This is a genomic window from Azonexus sp. (assembly GCF_047638095.1).
Classification (GTDB): domain Bacteria; phylum Pseudomonadota; class Gammaproteobacteria; order Burkholderiales; family Rhodocyclaceae; genus Azonexus.
Genome location: NZ_JBLJBW010000007.1, coordinates 64,545 through 79,538, shown reverse-complemented (window position 1 = coordinate 79,538; position 14,994 = coordinate 64,545). Strand labels below are relative to the sequence as shown.

Annotated in this window: 16 protein-coding genes; 13 read left to right on the top strand and 3 right to left on the bottom strand. The window is 57.5% G+C overall.

Going from position 1 to position 14,994, the window contains the following annotated elements:
• The first annotated feature begins 307 nt into the window (after positions 1 to 307).
• From ACM62Q_RS03175 to bioD, 4 genes are all read left to right on the top strand, one after another.
• The gene (locus tag ACM62Q_RS03175) at positions 308 to 799 is read left to right on the top strand and encodes a DUF2726 domain-containing protein (RefSeq protein ID WP_415033531.1); all 492 of its coding nucleotides are present in this window, start codon (positions 308 to 310) and stop codon (positions 797 to 799) included.
• A gap of 371 nt (positions 800 to 1,170) precedes the next feature.
• Positions 1,171 to 1,881 (top strand): alpha/beta fold hydrolase, encoded by a 711-nt coding sequence (locus ACM62Q_RS03170; protein ID WP_415033530.1) that lies wholly within the window; start codon positions 1,171 to 1,173, stop codon positions 1,879 to 1,881.
• Positions 1,878 to 2,645, top strand: a complete 768-nt coding sequence (locus ACM62Q_RS03165; RefSeq protein WP_415033529.1) for a methyltransferase domain-containing protein — start codon at positions 1,878 to 1,880, stop codon at positions 2,643 to 2,645. Before ACM62Q_RS03170 ends, ACM62Q_RS03165 begins: the two co-directional genes overlap by 4 nt.
• Before the next feature lie 5 nt (positions 2,646 to 2,650).
• Entirely contained in the window at positions 2,651 to 3,310 is a 660-nt protein-coding gene (gene bioD, locus ACM62Q_RS03160; RefSeq protein ID WP_415033528.1) for a dethiobiotin synthase, read from the top strand.
• A 45-nt stretch (positions 3,311 to 3,355) separates the two neighbouring features.
• Here bioD and ACM62Q_RS03155 read toward each other — a convergent pair whose 3' ends face one another.
• Positions 3,356 to 4,477, bottom strand: a complete 1,122-nt coding sequence (locus ACM62Q_RS03155) for an HD domain-containing phosphohydrolase (protein WP_415033527.1) — start codon at positions 4,475 to 4,477, stop codon at positions 3,356 to 3,358.
• Between the two features lie 44 nt (positions 4,478 to 4,521).
• Between ACM62Q_RS03155 and ACM62Q_RS03150 the strand changes: the two genes are divergently transcribed.
• The 5 genes from ACM62Q_RS03150 to nosD all read left to right on the top strand — a co-directional run bounded on the left by ACM62Q_RS03150 (position 4,522) and on the right by nosD (position 8,046).
• A complete protein-coding gene (locus ACM62Q_RS03150; RefSeq protein WP_415033526.1) occupies positions 4,522 to 5,154 on the top strand; it encodes a septation protein A in 633 nt (210 codons plus the stop codon).
• Positions 5,154 to 5,456, top strand: a complete 303-nt coding sequence (locus ACM62Q_RS03145) for a YciI family protein (protein WP_415033525.1) — start codon at positions 5,154 to 5,156, stop codon at positions 5,454 to 5,456. Before ACM62Q_RS03150 ends, ACM62Q_RS03145 begins: the two co-directional genes overlap by 1 nt.
• A complete protein-coding gene (locus ACM62Q_RS03140; protein ID WP_415033524.1) occupies positions 5,456 to 5,722 on the top strand; it encodes a BolA family protein in 267 nt (88 codons plus the stop codon). Before ACM62Q_RS03145 ends, ACM62Q_RS03140 begins: the two co-directional genes overlap by 1 nt.
• A gap of 39 nt (positions 5,723 to 5,761) precedes the next feature.
• A complete protein-coding gene (locus tag ACM62Q_RS03135) occupies positions 5,762 to 6,550 on the top strand; it encodes a peptidyl-prolyl cis-trans isomerase (RefSeq protein WP_415033523.1) in 789 nt (262 codons plus the stop codon).
• Positions 6,551 to 6,762: 212 nt separating this feature from the next.
• A complete protein-coding gene (nosD, locus tag ACM62Q_RS03130; protein ID WP_415033522.1) occupies positions 6,763 to 8,046 on the top strand; it encodes a nitrous oxide reductase family maturation protein NosD in 1,284 nt (427 codons plus the stop codon).
• A 25-nt stretch (positions 8,047 to 8,071) separates the two neighbouring features.
• Here the strand turns inward: nosD and ACM62Q_RS03125 are convergent, their stop codons facing one another.
• Together ACM62Q_RS03125 and dapF are read right to left on the bottom strand one after the other, a co-directional pair.
• The gene (locus ACM62Q_RS03125; protein WP_415033521.1) at positions 8,072 to 9,298 is read right to left on the bottom strand and encodes an LL-diaminopimelate aminotransferase; all 1,227 of its coding nucleotides are present in this window, start codon (positions 9,296 to 9,298) and stop codon (positions 8,072 to 8,074) included.
• A 36-nt stretch (positions 9,299 to 9,334) separates the two neighbouring features.
• Positions 9,335 to 10,195 (bottom strand): diaminopimelate epimerase, encoded by an 861-nt coding sequence (dapF, locus tag ACM62Q_RS03120; RefSeq protein ID WP_415033520.1) that lies wholly within the window; start codon positions 10,193 to 10,195, stop codon positions 9,335 to 9,337.
• Positions 10,196 to 10,703: 508 nt separating this feature from the next.
• Here dapF and ACM62Q_RS03115 point away from each other — a divergent pair.
• The 4 genes from ACM62Q_RS03115 (at position 10,704) to glnA (ending at position 14,960) form a co-directional block, all read left to right on the top strand.
• Positions 10,704 to 11,498 (top strand): TorF family putative porin, encoded by a 795-nt coding sequence (locus ACM62Q_RS03115; RefSeq protein WP_415033519.1) that lies wholly within the window; start codon positions 10,704 to 10,706, stop codon positions 11,496 to 11,498.
• A 23-nt stretch (positions 11,499 to 11,521) separates the two neighbouring features.
• Positions 11,522 to 11,860, top strand: a complete 339-nt coding sequence (locus ACM62Q_RS03110; protein WP_415033518.1) for a P-II family nitrogen regulator — start codon at positions 11,522 to 11,524, stop codon at positions 11,858 to 11,860.
• A gap of 10 nt (positions 11,861 to 11,870) precedes the next feature.
• Positions 11,871 to 13,250, top strand: a complete 1,380-nt coding sequence (locus ACM62Q_RS03105) for an ammonium transporter (protein ID WP_415033517.1) — start codon at positions 11,871 to 11,873, stop codon at positions 13,248 to 13,250.
• 300 nt (positions 13,251 to 13,550) lie between these two features.
• Positions 13,551 to 14,960: a type I glutamate--ammonia ligase gene (glnA, locus tag ACM62Q_RS03100; RefSeq protein ID WP_415033516.1), complete on the top strand. Its 1,410-nt coding sequence runs from the start codon at positions 13,551 to 13,553 to the stop codon at positions 14,958 to 14,960.
• The last annotated feature ends 34 nt before the right edge of the window (positions 14,961 to 14,994 follow it).

Below are 14,994 nucleotides of genomic sequence, written 5' to 3'. Positions count from 1 at the left end.
ACCTTGCTCCGTCTGGATAAGCAATACCCAAAACGCAGCCTGCGATCCAGGCGCAAAACTGCTGAGCGCCTCCCTGATTACAGAGCTTCTTTGCTCGGCCTTTTTCCTCGGGGGTAAATGCGATTGCCCTGGCGAAATGAACAACATTCACCGCATACTGTAAAAATTATGCCCGCATAAATGACGTTTTTGTGACGCATTACATCAACGATGCGACCACAGATGGCTCAAAGTAAAAAGGCCACCAAGCCGAAAATGGTGGGCCGACCGTAAAATTCTCGGTCCAAGAACCGAACAGGAGAAATACATGGGAAAGCTGGTTTGGGTTGTGGTGCTTGTTGTCCTGGTAGTCGTTGTCCTGCAAATCCTGAAAGGCAAGCGCGGAGAGAACGACAATAGGAAAGGGCGCAGAAGTGGCCCGGCACCTTACTTCAAAAAAATGCCATTGAGCGAACCGGAGCAGGTTGTATTTCACCGGCTGCGCGAAGCGCTGCCTGACTTGATCGTGCTGGCACAAGTCGCCATGCCGGCAATGGTGGGAATACGGAAAAATGAAAACTGGCAAAGCCAGTTCAACGAGATCAGCAGGAAGCACGTTGATTTCGTTGTATGCATGCAGGATTTCAGTATTAAGGCCGTCATCGAACTTGACGATTCCACGCACCAGCGCGGAGAGCGGATCAAATCCGATGCTATCAAAGACGCCGCATTCCAAAATATTGGAGTGCCAGTAATTCGCTTTGACGTTCGGGAGATGCCGAGCGTTGATGCGATTAGAACCGCAATAAAGAAAATTTAACACGGACCAGAACGTCAGATGTTCGCGGATTTGCGATTGCAGAATTATTTGCATTTATGCGACTTATCCGCTGAGGAAACCGCCACGCTTGGTGGATTCGCGGCGGCTAGCGCCGTGCTTTTTTGGGTCTTGCTGAGTTCGTATAATCCACATTATGTTAAATATTGTTTGTACAATGGGGGCCGATGAATGGTTTGATTGATGACTGACGGGTCGCAAAAGGTTTGAAACATCGTCGGCTTATGTTTGAAAAACTCGGATTTGAAACATTCGGCAGCTCCTCAATACAACAAGTCTGTGTCTCCGACGGATTGCGAGATGTTGCACAGGTTAAAATTGCGGCCTTTCGGTAAGTGCGGGCAAGGGCTGACATGTCGCGTTCTCTCGTTTTTATTCCTGGCTGGTGTCTTGGGCGCGGGCCGCTGGAGTTTGTTGTGCAGAGTTTGGCGGGGGAATTCATCGATTTGCCCGGCTATCGCGATGCGCCGCGTTGTGTTGACTTTTCTGAGGCAGTGCAACGTATCGCTACGGCCTTGCCGGCATCGTGCGCGCTGGCGGGATGGTCGATTGGTGCGCAGTTGGCGCTGGCGGTGGCAGCGCGTTATCCGCAGAAAGTGTCACGCTTGTTGCTGGTGGCTGGCACCGCTTCTTTCGTGCAGCGCGAGGCTTGGCCACAGGCCATGGCCCCCGAGACTTTGGCAGAGTTCAGTGCCGCCTTTGCAGAGGATCCGGCAAGCATGCTGCCGCGTTTTGTCGGCGGCTTTAATCGCGGCGATGCTCAGGCAAAGGAAGTGACGCGGCGTATCCTCGCATCCGCCGATCCTCTGCCGTCCAAAACGATTCTTGCTGACGGTTTGGCTTGGCTGCGCGATCTCGATCTGCGCGCGGAGGCGGCAACCATCCGCGTGCCGACCCTGCTCATTCATGGCGCGGCTGACCCCTTGATGCCTTTACCCGCAGCCCAAGCCTTGACGGCGCTGATTCCCGGGGCGCAGCTACAGGTTTTATCAGACTGCGCGCATGCGCCGTTTTTGTCGCAGCCCGAAATTTTTCTCGAGCACGCACGCGCTTTTCTCGCATGACGACACCTGTACGGCATCGGATTCGTCAGTCTTTCGAGCGGGCGGCCGCGACTTATGATGCCGCTGCGTGGGTTCAGCGTCTGGCCTGCCACACCCTCGCCCGGGAACTTCCGAGCGCCCTGCCCGCCACGGCATGCCTGCTCGATGCCGGCTGCGGCACGGGCTACGCCCTCCCCTTGTTACGCTCCTGCGCGCCCCAAAGCCTGATTTTGAGCTGCGATCTGGCCCCTGCCATGCTGGCGCGTGTTGCAGAGCCTTCGGCCAGGTTATTGAGCGATCTGGAAAACCTGCCCTTGCCCGCACAAGGACTCGACTTGTATTGGTCCAGCCTTGCCTGGCAATGGTGTGATCCGCAGCGCGCCTTGGCAGAAGCGCGGCGGGTGTTGCGCCCAGGCGGGTATTTTTTGCTCTGCAGCCTGGGGCCGGAAACCTTTGTCGAGTTGCGCACGGCTTTTTCAGCTGTCGATGACTATCCGCACACGCTCGCTTTCCAAAGCCCAGAAATGATGCGCGAATTGGCGCACCAAGCGGGTTTTCCTGGCCTACGGCTGATTCGTCAGCGCGAAACCTTGCACTATCCGGATGTGCGCAGTTTATTGCGCGCCGTCAAGGCGGTCGGTGCCAATCAACTGGGGCACGGCCGGCGCACCGGTTTGCTGGGGCGCGACGCTTTTGCCCGATTGCGGGCGGCCTATGAAGTGCAGCGGGCTACGGCGGGCTTGCCCCTGTCTTACGACCTGTTTTTTCTTTTCGGTACAGGGTAAAAACCATGAACAGCGCCTATTTTCTGACCGGCACCGATACCGAAATCGGCAAAACCCACATCGCTTGCGCCCTGCTTGAATGTGCGCGCCAGCAAGGTCTGCGCACGGCCGGTCTGAAACCCATCGCCGCCGGAGTCGAGGCCGACGGCGAAAACGATGATGTGCGCCGCATTCGCGCCGCCAGCTCGGTGGCTTTGCCGGCAAGGGTGTGTAATCCCTATTGTTTTACGCCGCCCATCGCACCGCATATTGCCGCCGCGCAAAGCGGCATCGACATCGATTTCGCGAAAATTGCTGCCACCGTGCAGGCGGCGCGGCAGGTGGCAGACTGGGTGGTGGTGGAAGGTGCAGGCGGCTTCTGTATTCCGCTGGGGGTGGGCAAAACCAGCGCCGATCTCGCGCAAACGCTGAATTTACCGGTGATTCTGGTGATTGGTTTGCGCCTGGGCTGCCTGAATCACACCCTCCTCTGCGCTGAAGCCATCGCCCGCCGAGGTTTGCTGCTGGCGGGCTGGGTGGGCAATCATCTGGCCGCGCCTCTGCTGCACGCCGAAGAAAATATGGCCACGTTACGCGCCCATCTGCCCGCACCTTGCCTGGGCGAAGTGCCTTGGCAAGCCGATGGCGACAGCCGAAAAAGCGCTACCTGGCTGCGCCTCCCTTAATTTGTCGGCGTTGGATAAAACTTTTCGCCGCGCGTCAGCAACCCATCAGCGCGCCGCAGCACTCGGTGCGGTCTGCAGGTTGAGTTCGTGATCGATGAATTCCGGATTTGCGCCAGATTCCGCGCTCTTTGCATCATCCTGAAAACGCTGGCGAATATCCATGACATCTTCCCAGCCGGCGAGAAAAGCCTCCACGCAGAGCGGGTCGAAATGCTTGCCGCGGTTGCTCTCCAGATATTGCATGGCTTCTTCGAGCGGCCAAACTTTTTTGTACGGACGCTCGGAGGTCAGCGCATCGAAAACGTCCGCGACGGCGACGATGCGGCCAAAAAGCGGGATTTCCCGCGCCTTCAAACCGGCCGGGTAACCGCTGCCATCATATTTTTCGTGGTGCGTACGGGCAATTTCGGCCCCCGCCTGCAGCACTTCCGAGCCACTGTCTTTCAGCAGTTCATAACCAAACAGGGCGTGGCGTTTCATGTGCAGGAATTCGGCGTCGGTCAGTTTGCCTGGTTTAAGCAATATATCGTCGCGAATGGCGATTTTGCCCACGTCATGCATTGGAGCCGACTGCAGGATCAAGCGGCATTGCGCCGGGTCGAGATCGAGGCCTTGCGCAATGATCTGCGAATAATGTGCCATGCGCTGGATGTGCGCGCCGGTTTCTGGATCACGAAACTCGGCGGCGCGCGACAGGCGATAGGTGAGCTCACGCTCGCGTTTGCGGATTTCGCGCGTTTGCTCGTCCACCTGTTCGGCCAGTGTCTGCGCGCGCTCGGCAAGGAATTTCTGCCCCTCGCGCAAGGCCAGCATATTGCGCACCCGCGCCGAAAACTCGATGCGGTCGATCGGTTTGTTCAGGTAATCATTGGCCCCGCCCAAAAGCGCCTCGTAACGCACTTCTTTCTGATCGTTGGCGGTCACCATCAGAATGGGAATGGCGGTGCGGCCATGCAGGGCGCGAAACGCCTCGATGAAACGCATGCCATTCATTTCCGGCATCATGTAATCGACGATCACCAAGTCCGGCACATGGTCGCGGCACCAGGCCATGGCCTGTTTTGGCCGATCGAAAATGATCGGCTCGCAATCGCCCACCTTGAGCACCAGCGCCTTGATCAACTGCAGGTTGATATCGCTATCATCGATGATGAGGACTTTGTACATAGCGTTACCTAGCGAGAAAACGCCCGAGTATATAATGCGCCGCCATGAAACTACTTTTTGATCTTTTCCCGGTCATCCTCTTTTTTGCCAGCTTCAAATATGCCGGCACCCGCCCCGACGAAGCCGCCGCATGGGTGGGCGGATTGCTGGGGGGCAGCGCGGTGGAACCGGCACAAGCTCCGATTTTGCTGGCCACTATCGTGGTCATCGCCGCCACCTTGGGACAAATTGCCTGGGTGCACTTTCGTCATGGCAAGGTGGACAAAATGCTCTGGGTCAGCCTGGCCTTGGTGGTGGTATTTGGCGGCATGACGCTGATTTTTCAGAACGAAGCCTTCATTAAATGGAAACCCACCCTGCTCTACTGGGTGTTCGCCGGCAGTTTGGGTTTTGCTGCCGTGGTGCTGAAAAAAAACGTCATGCAAAATATGCTGGGCGAACAGCTCAAGCTGCCGGATGCTGTCTGGCAGCGCGTCAATTTCTCCTGGCTGCTCTTTTTTCTCGTCATGGGCGCACTGAATTTACTGGTGGCGTTTAATTTTTCCACAGATATCTGGGTTGATTTCAAACTCTTTGGCGGCATGGGGCTGATGCTGGTTTTTGTCATCGGACAAGGGCTTTTTCTCAGTAAATACATGGAAAACGCTGAGCAGAACCCACCCACGGAGAAGCCCTGATGCTCTATGTGATACGCGGCGAAGACCACCCCAATGCCTTGGCCGCCCGTTTGGCGGCGCGTCCGGCACATCTGGCTCGGCTGCAAACGCTGCAGGAGGAAGGCCGTTTGATTCTGGCCGGCCCCTGCCCGGCCATCGACAGCCCTGATCCCGGACCGGCTGGGTTTGTGGGCAGTCTGATCGTTGCCGAATTTGCCGATCTCGATGCCGCGAAAGCCTGGGCCGAGGCCGATCCCTATGTTGCGGCTGGCGTTTATGCGCAAATCAGCGTGCATCCCTTCAAAAAAGTTTTTCCCGCCTGATGCACGCCGCTACGCTCGCCCTTTTGCGCCAACGCCTGGCCGTACTCACGCCCAGCGTGCTGGAAATTGAAGACCAGTCCGAGCGCCACATCGGCCACGCCGGTGCCCGTGGCGGCGCACATTTACGTCTTTTCGTCGTCAGTACGGCATTTGCTGGAAAAAATACCCGCGACCGGCAACGGCTGGTGTACGATGCCGCCGGCGATTTGTTACCGGGTAGAATCCATGCGCTCATCATCGCAGCACGGACACCGGAAGAAACCTGATACCCCCTCTCTTTGCTCTAACCCATAGGACAACGACGCATGTTCAAACTCAACACCCTAGCCAGCGTACTCATCGCCGGCAGCCTCATTTCCACGCCGGTTCTGGCGCAAAAAGCCAAGCCTTTTGCCATGGTCAATGGTCAGCCGATTTCGCAAAACGTCTTCGATGCGTTCATTGCCGAACAAAAAGCCCAGGGCGCGCCAGACAATGCCGAACTCAAGGCGGCGGTGAAAGAAGAGCTGGTACGTCGCGAAATGCTGGCCCAGGAAGCCAGGAAAAAAGGTTTCGACAAGAAAAATGAAATCCAAGGCCAGATCGAACTCGCCCGCCAGAGCGTGCTGATTCGCGCTTTCCTCTCTGATTACGTGCGCAGCCACGCGCCGAGCGATGCCCAGCTGAAAGCCGAATACGACCTGCTCAAAGGCACCATGGGCGGCACGGAGTACAAATCGCGCCATATTCTGGTGGAAAAGGAAGAGGACGCCAAAGCCATCATCGCCAAACTCGACAAGGGCGAAAAATTTGCCACTCTGGCCAAGCAATCGCTCGATCCTGGCTCCAAAGAACGTGGCGGCGAGCTCGATTGGAGCAGCCCGAGCGCCTACGTTCCGCCCTTTGGCGAAGCGCTGACCAAGCTGAAAAAAGGCGAATACACCAAAACTCCGGTGAAGAGCGATTTCGGCTACCACGTCATCCAGCTGGACGACAGCCGCCCCCTCACCCCGCCCAGCTTCGAAGAGGTCAAACCGCAGCTGCAACAGCGCGCCAGCCAGATGCAGGTAGAAAAACTCGTACGCGAATTGCGCGAAAAAGCCAAGGTGGAATAAACCGCTGCCGGCGCATCAACGACACCCCGCCGCGCGTCTGCCCGGCGGGTTTTTTATGGGCGACGCAGTAAAACCTCAAGCGGCATTCGCGCAGCCCCAGCTGCACCTTCGACAAACGCCGAAGGCACGCCCAGGATGCGCTTGTGCCGCAGCAAAAACTTGATCCAGATTCTGGTTCCCGAATGGGCGTAATGCTCTAATGGCGGCCACACATGCGCCTTTTTACCCTTTTCCTTCTCGCCCCTCTCGCCCTTTTCACCGCCCTGCCCGCCTGGGCGCAGCAATCGCTGCAAGCCTGGATCGATCTGACACCTGCTGGCGGCATTTTGCGTCTACCCCCGGGAACTTACCGTGGCCCGGCCCTGATTCAGCGTCCACTGACGATCGAGGGAGACGGCAAGGTCACCATCGATGCGGGCGGGCAAGGTACGGTCATTACCATCAAGGCCGATCACGTCACCCTGCGTGGCCTGCATTTGCAAAACAGCGGCGATTCGCACGATGCAATCGATGGCGGCATCATGGGCGAAGGCAGTCATTTCATTATTGAAAACAACGATATAGACAATGTGTTGTTTGGCATCTCCTTGCATAAGGGGGGCAACAATATCGTTCGCCACAACCGCATCCGCTCCCGTCACGCCGATTCAGCCGACCGCGGCGATGGCCTGCGCCTTTGGTACAGCACCGGTAACCGGATCGAAAATAATGATTTCGCCCAGATCCGCGACCTCACCGTCACCAATGCCACCGACAACCAGTTTCGCTACAACCGCATCACCGACAGCCGCCGCGCCTTCAATTTTCTTTTTGCACATCGCAGCGTGGTGGAGCACAACCATCTGGAAAAAAACTCCACCGGCATCATTGCGCTCAATTCCGAACAGCTGCTCATTCGCAGCAACCGTATTTTGCACGCCATGGATGCCTCCGGCGCGGGCATTGCGCTGAAGGAAACTTCTGCCGCCATCGTCGTCGATAACGAAATCGTGCATTGCGCGCACGGCATCATGGCTGATTCGCCGATGGACCCGTACAACCGCATCGTGATGGTGAATAACCTCTTCGCCCACAACCTCACCGCGATTTATTTTTACGGTGCGTTCGGCGGCCATGTCGCCATTGCCAACACCTTTCGCAACAACCTGTGGCCGGTCAGCATCGTCGGCGACGGTGACCCCATGGACGACGTGTGGCGGGCGAATTACTGGGACGATTACCAGGGTTTTGACCGCAACCACGACGGTTACGGCGACTGGCCGCACGATCTTCTGGTGTTTGCCGACCGTATCTGGATGGAAATTCCGGCGACCAAGTTTTTCCGTAACGCCATTGTGCTCGAATTGCTCGATTTTCTCGAACGCCTGGCGCCTTTTTCCTCGCCCATGCTGATCCTGCGTGATGAAGCGCCGCGCATGCAGCCGTGGCGAGGCTGGGAAAAAGAAAAAGCCACCGAAAATACCCCGCTGCCGGGGAAAGCCGCCAAGAAAAATTAACCCAGGGCAGCGGGCAAACCCAGGCTCAGCACACGCGGCGCAGGCGTTCGATGGCTTCTGCTGTATCTTGCGGCGCACCAAAAGCCGTCAAACGTACATAGCCTTCGCCTGCCGCGCCAAAGCCTGCGCCTGGCGTGCAAATCAAGGCGGACTCTTGCAGCAGCGTGTCGAAAAAAACCCAGGAATCGCTGCCTTGCGGCACGCTCACCCACAAATACGGCGCATTGAGGCCGCCATAGACCGTCAGCCCCATGCCGCTGACGGCGCTGCGCAACTGCGCGGCGTTCTTTTGGTAAGCGGCGATGATCGTCTTGATTTCCACCTGCCCCTGCGGGCTATACACCGCTTCAGCCGCGCGCTGCACGATGTAGGGGCAGCCGTTGTATTTGGTGCATTGGCGGCGGTTCCACAAGGCATTCAAACTCACCTTGCCACCTTCCCCATCGCTGATTTGCAAAGCCTTCGGCACCACGGTGTAGGCGCAACGTAGGCCGGTGAAGCCTGCCGTTTTGGAGAAACTACGAAATTCCACGGCAACTTCCTGCGCCCCGTCGAGTTCGTAAATGCTGTGCGGCACATCGGGATCGGTGATAAAGGCTTCATAGGCGGAATCGTACAAAATGACACTGTTTTGGCGGCGCGCATAATCCACCCAGGCTTGCAGGGCCGCCCGCGAAAGCACCGCGCCGGTCGGGTTGTTCGGGTAGCACAGGTAAATGATGTCGGGCCGGACGGCCGGAAATTCCGGTACGAAATCATTGTCAGGCGTCGAAGGCAAATAAATGATGCCGTCCCACACTGTGCCGCGCAGGTTTCCGGCGCGCCCAGCCATGGCGTTGGAGTCGACATACACCGGATACACCGGGTCCGTCACCGCCACGCGGCTATTGGGCGCGAATAATTCCTGAAAATTACCGATGTCGGATTTTGCGCCGTCGCTGACGAAGACTTCATCGGCCCCCAGGCGGACGCCACGCGTCGCGTAATCACATTCGATGATGCGATGACGCAAAAAATCATAGCCCTGTTCCGGGCCATAACCGCGAAACAGCGCCGCCTCGCCCATATCCTCCACGGCACGGTGTAGCGCCGCGAGAATAGCCGGCGGCAAGGGCCGCGTGACATCGCCTATCCCCAGGCTGATGACACGTTGGGCTGGGTGCGCTGCCTTGTAAGCCGCCACCTTGCGGGCAATATCGGCAAACAGATAATTATTTTGTAATTTGAGAAAATCTGGATTGGCCGTCGTCATGGCAGCGCCTTTCTGTGCAATAAAAAATCATAAAAATTACAGCGGGTAGGTTCCGGCGAACACCGTTGTCGCACCGCCCGCCATGTAAACGTGCTGATTGCTTGCATCCCATTCGATATGCAGGCTGCCGCCGCGCAATTCGATCTCGACACTGCGCTCGGCGCGTCCTTCCAGCACCGCAGCCACCGCCACGGCGCACGCTCCCGTGCCGCAGGCCAGCGTTTCTCCCGCGCCACGCTCCCAAACACGCATCCGCAATTTGTGGCGCGAAAGAACTTCAACGAATTCGGTATTGGTCCGCCGTGGGAACAAGGGATGGTGTTCGAACAAAGGCCCCAAGCGCGGCAGATCGAGTTGGTCGATGCCGTCCATGAACACCACGGCGTGCGGGTTGCCCATAGACACGGCGGTCAGCGCATAGCTGTGACCATCGATGTGCACCGGATGCGCAACGAAAGGCTGGGTCGCGCCCTCTTTCGCCACGCACAGCGGAATGCGCGCCGCAATCAGCTCCGGTTCGCCCATGTCGACCACCGCCCCATCGACGACTCCACTTTCGGCAAAACGCAGTTGCAATTCCTTTACCCCGGCCAGCGTCTCGATGCGCACGCTGTCACGCGGACAAATACCGGCGTCGTACACATATTTGCCCACGCAGCGCACGGCGTTACCGCACATCTCGGATTCCGAACCGTCGGCATTGAACATACGCATCCGTGCATCCGCCACGTTCGACGGCAAAATCAGCACCAGACCGTCAGAGCCCACACCAAAATGCCGCTCGCTGATGCTGCGCGCCAAAGCGGCCGGGTCCTGCACCGTTTCGACAAAGCCATTCACATACACATAATCGTTGCCGATGCCGTGCATCTTGGTGAAACGCAAACCTGCCGCCATAAGGCTTCCTTTCCGGGCAAATGTCATTGCCTGGCGTCATTGCAGCAAGCGTGCCAATCCACAAAATCAATCCATCGTCTTGATTTACAAAGAGTTTTAAATCATTGGCGCAGGCAAAAAATGAATTTTGCGCACCGTTTCGGTGCGCCATACCCCGTGCTATGCGCCAATTTTGTGCAAAGCCCTTTGCCAGACCCAAAGCGAGCGTCGATAAAAAACAAGGCGTGTACTTTGTGCAGAAAAAAATCGAAAACTGTTTCGCCGCCTGACTTAGATACGCCTCAAGTGATTGTTTCCTCGTCGGCCCGGCACCATGAAAGCGCGCCCCAGCACGGTGCAATGGGGCAGCGCTGTCCACTCAAAATCGTGCATCTGAGGCTGTTTTTTATTAATGTTTAACATTAATAAACAATTATAACGATTTGTTTTTTAACAATTAAAGAACTGTGGCACAAAAGCTGCTTTTCCAGTGTGCATCTCGTTTTTTATCACCACTCTGGAGAGTTCCATGAACAAAAAAACCATTGCCCTGTTCGTGAGCGCCCTGTCTGCTTCCCTGGCCGCCACCGCCGACGAAGCGCCGCCCTCACCCCATGCCTTGACCGGCAATCTCGGACTGGTCAGCGATTTCATTTATCGCGGCATCAGCCAGACGCACACTCAAGCGGCAGTGCAAGGCGGGGTTGATTATGCGCACGCCAGCGGTCTTTACGCCGGCATCTGGGGATCGAGTATTTCCTGGGTGAGCGATGGCCTAGGGGGTAGTTACCCCCTCGAACTCGATATTTACGGTGGCTACAAGGGATCTTTGGGGGGAGATTTCGGCTACGACCTGGGCCTCTTGTCCTACAACTATCCCGGCCACGGTCGCGTATCCGGTTCGGTGCGGGCAGATACGCTGGAAGCCTATGGTGCCGTGTCGTGGAAATGGCTGAGCCTGAAGTATTCGCATACGGTTTCCAGCCATTTCGTCGGCTGGACCACGGATAACGGCGGCAAAACGCGCGGCTCGGGCTACCTGGAACTGAACGCCACCTACGATCTTGGCGACGGCTGGGGCCTGACCGGCCATGTCGGACACCAAAAGGTCAAGGGGAGGCGCGATGCCTCCTACAGCGACTGGCGGCTCGGCCTCACCAAGGATCTCGGTTTCGGCGTCATCGGCCTGGCCTATTCCGACACTAATGCCGAAGGCAGCTGTTCGGCGGGTGAAGCGTATTGCTGGGGCAGCAGCGAAGGTACACGCAATTTCAAGGATGTCGGGCGGGGCACGGCCATTCTGAGTTTCAGCAAATCCTTCTGATCGCCTTAACGAAAGGAATCAACATGAAAATGCTTACCGCCATCATCAAGCCCTTCAAGCTCGACGAAGTGCGCGAAGCGCTGGCTGCCGTCGGCGTTCAGGGCATCACCGTAACCGAAGTCAAGGGATTTGGCCGGCAAAAGGGCCACACCGAGTTGTATCGCGGTGCGGAATACGTGGTCGATTTTCTGCCCAAGATCAAGATCGAAGTCGCCGTGCGGGCGCAGCTTCTTGAAGCGGCGATCGACGCCGTCGAGAGCGCTGCCACGACCGGAAAAATCGGTGATGGAAAAATTTTCGTGCACAGCCTGGAACAGGTCGTGCGCATCCGCACCGGTGAAACCGGCGCAGACGCACTTTAGGAGGATTGTCATGCGCAAATTTTTCACCCGCCTGCTGTTCGCCGCCAGTCTGAGCCTGAGTTCGCTGGCTATGGCCCAGGAAACCGCTGAAGCCGGGGCGCTCCTTACCCATGAGACGGCCGTCGCAGTCAGTACAGCGGCCGCACCTGCTGCCGAAACCGGCGCGCTGCCAAGCCTTAACAGTGGCGACACCGCATGGATGCTGACCTCGACCATGCTCGTCATCCTGATGATCATTCCTGGTCTGGCCCTCTTTTATGGGGGCCTGGGGCGGGCCAAGAACATGCTGTCGGTCCTGATGCAGGTATTTGTAATTTTCTCGGTCATCACGATTTTGTGGGCGATTTACGGCTACAGCCTGACTTTTTACGGCACAGGAAATTTTTACGGCGGTTTGGACAGGTTGTTTCTGCGCGGCCTCACACCGAACACCCTGTCCAGCACCCTGAACACCATTCCCGAGTACGTTTTCATCGCCTTTCAATCGACCTTTGCCGCCATTACCTGTGCCCTGATCGTCGGCGCTTTCGCCGAGCGCATGAAGTTTTCGGCGGTCATGCTCTTTAGCGTGCTGTGGTTCTCCTTCAGCTACGTGCCCATGGCCCACATGGTCTGGGGGGGCGGCCTGCTGGCGCAAGATGGCGCGCTGGATTTCGCCGGCGGCACTGTGGTGCACATCAATGCCGCCATGGCAGGGCTGGTCGGGGCGTATTTGGTCGGCAAACGCATCGGTTTCGGTCGCGAATCGATGGCACCGCACAGCTTGACGCTGACCATGGTCGGTGCCTCCTTGCTGTGGGTCGGCTGGTTCGGTTTCAACGCCGGTTCCGCCGGGGCCGCCAATGCGACGGCTGGTCTGGCGTTCATCAACACCATCCTGGCCACGAGCGCCGCAACGCTGGCCTGGATCGCTGGAGAAGCGCTGCTCAAGGGCAAACCGTCGATGCTGGGAGCCGCTTCCGGTGCGGTTGCCGGTCTGGTTGCGGTGACTCCGGCAGCGGGTTTGATCGGCCCAATGGCCGCCCTCGTACTTGGCCTGATCGCCGGCCCAGCCTGTCTGTGGGGCGTCAGTGGCTTAAAACGCTGGCTGCGGGTAGATGATGCTTTCGACGTATTTGGCGTACATGGCATCGGCGGTATCGTCGGTGCCCTCCTCACCGGCGTGTTCGCGGCTCCCTCCCTGGGCGGCACCGGTGCGGCGGACTTTTCGATCGTGGCGCAAGTCTGGGTGCAGACCTACAGCGTGCTGATCACCATCGCCTGGAGCGGCATCGTTTCCCTGATTCTCTACAAACTCATCGATTTCACCATCGGTTTGCGGGTATCGGAAGAAGAAGAACGTGCTGGTTTGGACATCAGCGCCCACGGCGAATCGGCCTACCGCTACTGAAGCACTGGAATCCCTGTGCGGGTTTTTCCGTCCGGATGCCCTTTCGAGGTCCGGACGGTTTTTTTATATCCCAGCAAAACCGCGCACCAATACAGTGCAGCAATCAGAATGGTTTGCACCAACCGGGTGCAAAGCGCTCAAGTGCTGGCGGGCAATAAAAAACAAACCATTAAAAATCAGTGCGATAGATGCGCGCCACCAGCTGGCACGCTAAATGCTTTAACGCCCTTGTTCGCAATGCGGCCGCTTTTTTCTCTGGCTTTTCACCCTCGCTTTTACCCTTCTTCAGGAGTTTTTCTCATGACCCCCCAAGACCTCATCCGCATGCTTCAGGAAAAGGAAGTGCGTTTCGTCGATTTCCGTTTTACCGACATTCGCGGCAAGGAGCAGCACGTCGGTGTGCCGGCGCATACCGTCGATCTCGACAAACTGGCTGAAGGGCATGCCTTTGATGGCTCCTCCATCGAAGGCTGGAAGGGAATTCAGGCCTCCGACATGCAGTTGATGCCAGACCCGGCATCGGCCTATATCGACCCCTTCATGGAGGAAACCACTCTGGTGCTGACCTGTGATGTGATCGAGCCGGCCGATGGTAAGGGCTACGATCGCGACCCGCGCTCCATCGCACGTCGCGCTGAGGCCTATCTGCAAAGCACCGGCCTGGGGGACACCGCGTATTTTGGCCCGGAGCCGGAATTTTTCATTTTCGATTCGGTGGAATGGAAGATCGACATGTCCGGCGCCTATAGCAAAATTTTCTCGGAAGAAGCCGCTTGGTCGAGCGCCGACAAATTCCCCGCCGGCAATACCGGCCACCGCCCCGGCGTGAAAGGGGGATATTTCCCGGTACCGCCGGTCGATAGCCTGAACGACATCCGTGTCGCCATGTGCATCGCGCTCGAAGCCTGCGGCGTGCCGGTCGAAGTGCATCACCACGAGGTGGCCACCGCCGGCCAATGCGAAATCGGCACCGTATTCAATACCTTGGTGCGGCGCGCCGACCAGACCCAGATCCTCAAATACATTGTGCATAACGTTGCGCATCAGCACGGCAAGACGGCAACTTTCATGCCCAAACCCATCGTTGGCGACAATGGTTCCGGCATGCACGTGCATCAGTCGATCTGGAAGGATGGTAAAAATCTCTTTGCCGGTAACGGTTATGCGGGGCTTTCCGAATTTGCGCTCCATTACATCGGCGGCATCATCAAACATGCGCGGGCTCTGAACGCCATTACCAATCCCGGTACCAACAGCTATAAACGCCTGGTGCCCGGTTATGAAGCGCCGGTGAAGCTTGCCTATTCGGCGCGCAACCGCTCCGCTTCGATCCGCATTCCTTATGTGCAGAGCACCAAGGCACGGCGCATCGAAACCCGTTTTCCCGACCCGACCGCCAACCCCTACCTGTGTTTTGCCGCGCTGATGATGGCCGGCTTGGACGGCGTGCAAAACAAAATTCACCCGGGCGAAGCGGCCGACAAAAATCTTTACGATCTGCCGCCCGAAGAAGATGCCAAGATTCCGACCGTATGCACCAGTTTGGAGCAGGCGCTGGAATATCTCGACCAGGATCGTGAATTCCTCACCCGTGGCGGTGTCTTCAGTAATGACTTCATCGATGCCTTCATTGCGCTGAAAATGGAGGAAGTGCAGCGTTTTCGCATGACGACGCATCCGCTCGAATACGAGATGTATTATTCGCTGTAAGCCCGTCAGGGCGGCCGTAAGCAAAATATCCACG

What these genes read in the sequence shown, in the direction of transcription:
- ACM62Q_RS03155 (WP_415033527.1), bottom strand. Translation starts at nt 4,477, where the DNA reads ATGTACAAAGTCCTCATCATCGATGATAGCGATATCAACCTGCAGTTG.
- ACM62Q_RS03115 (WP_415033519.1), top strand. Translation starts at nt 10,704, where the DNA reads ATGAACAAAAAAACCATTGCCCTGTTCGTGAGCGCCCTGTCTGCTTCC.
- ACM62Q_RS03175 (WP_415033531.1), top strand. Translation starts at nt 308, where the DNA reads ATGGGAAAGCTGGTTTGGGTTGTGGTGCTTGTTGTCCTGGTAGTCGTT.
- ACM62Q_RS03140 (WP_415033524.1), top strand. Translation starts at nt 5,456, where the DNA reads ATGCACGCCGCTACGCTCGCCCTTTTGCGCCAACGCCTGGCCGTACTC.
- glnA (WP_415033516.1), top strand. Translation starts at nt 13,551, where the DNA reads ATGACCCCCCAAGACCTCATCCGCATGCTTCAGGAAAAGGAAGTGCGT.
- ACM62Q_RS03135 (WP_415033523.1), top strand. Translation starts at nt 5,762, where the DNA reads ATGTTCAAACTCAACACCCTAGCCAGCGTACTCATCGCCGGCAGCCTC.
- nosD (WP_415033522.1), top strand. Translation starts at nt 6,763, where the DNA reads ATGCGCCTTTTTACCCTTTTCCTTCTCGCCCCTCTCGCCCTTTTCACC.
- ACM62Q_RS03145 (WP_415033525.1), top strand. Translation starts at nt 5,154, where the DNA reads ATGCTCTATGTGATACGCGGCGAAGACCACCCCAATGCCTTGGCCGCC.
- ACM62Q_RS03125 (WP_415033521.1), bottom strand. Translation starts at nt 9,298, where the DNA reads ATGACGACGGCCAATCCAGATTTTCTCAAATTACAAAATAATTATCTG.
- ACM62Q_RS03165 (WP_415033529.1), top strand. Translation starts at nt 1,878, where the DNA reads ATGACGACACCTGTACGGCATCGGATTCGTCAGTCTTTCGAGCGGGCG.
- dapF (WP_415033520.1), bottom strand. Translation starts at nt 10,195, where the DNA reads ATGGCGGCAGGTTTGCGTTTCACCAAGATGCACGGCATCGGCAACGAT.
- ACM62Q_RS03110 (WP_415033518.1), top strand. Translation starts at nt 11,522, where the DNA reads ATGAAAATGCTTACCGCCATCATCAAGCCCTTCAAGCTCGACGAAGTG.
- bioD (WP_415033528.1), top strand. Translation starts at nt 2,651, where the DNA reads ATGAACAGCGCCTATTTTCTGACCGGCACCGATACCGAAATCGGCAAA.
- ACM62Q_RS03170 (WP_415033530.1), top strand. Translation starts at nt 1,171, where the DNA reads ATGTCGCGTTCTCTCGTTTTTATTCCTGGCTGGTGTCTTGGGCGCGGG.
- ACM62Q_RS03105 (WP_415033517.1), top strand. Translation starts at nt 11,871, where the DNA reads ATGCGCAAATTTTTCACCCGCCTGCTGTTCGCCGCCAGTCTGAGCCTG.
- ACM62Q_RS03150 (WP_415033526.1), top strand. Translation starts at nt 4,522, where the DNA reads ATGAAACTACTTTTTGATCTTTTCCCGGTCATCCTCTTTTTTGCCAGC.